The sequence below is a fragment of the Chryseobacterium luquanense genome (assembly GCF_026460945.1).
In the GTDB taxonomy this organism is placed as follows: Bacteria; Bacteroidota; Bacteroidia; order Flavobacteriales; family Weeksellaceae; genus Chryseobacterium; species Chryseobacterium luquanense.
The window spans coordinates 1-312 of record NZ_JAOVZV010000053.1; the positions used below are offsets into that span (position 1 = coordinate 1).

The 312-nt window shown below is 47.1% G+C and carries 1 protein-coding gene; it reads right to left on the bottom strand.

The annotated features are described in order from the left end of the window. A partial coding sequence (locus OEA66_RS20430; protein ID WP_267283145.1) for a SprB repeat-containing protein occupies positions 1-312 on the bottom strand: 312 nt, incomplete at both ends.

Genomic DNA, 312 nt, shown 5'->3' on the forward strand with positions numbered 1-312 from the left:
AGCAATATTCGTAACCACTGTTGTTCCTGAAACTGCCGTTGCAGGCTGAGTGATCGTTACTGTTCTGGTGATTGTACATGCATTGGCATCTGTTACCGTTACCGTGTAAGTTCCAGCTACTAATCCTGTAGCTGTGGAAGCTGTTCCGCCGCTTGGTGACCAGGAGTATGTATAAGGTGCTGTTCCGCCGGTTACAACAATACCTGCTGTTCCGTTAGATCCTCCGTTACACGAAATATTTGTCTGTGAAACTGTTGCACCCATTGCCGTTGGCTGGGTAACTGTAGCACTTACTGTTCCTGTACATCCATT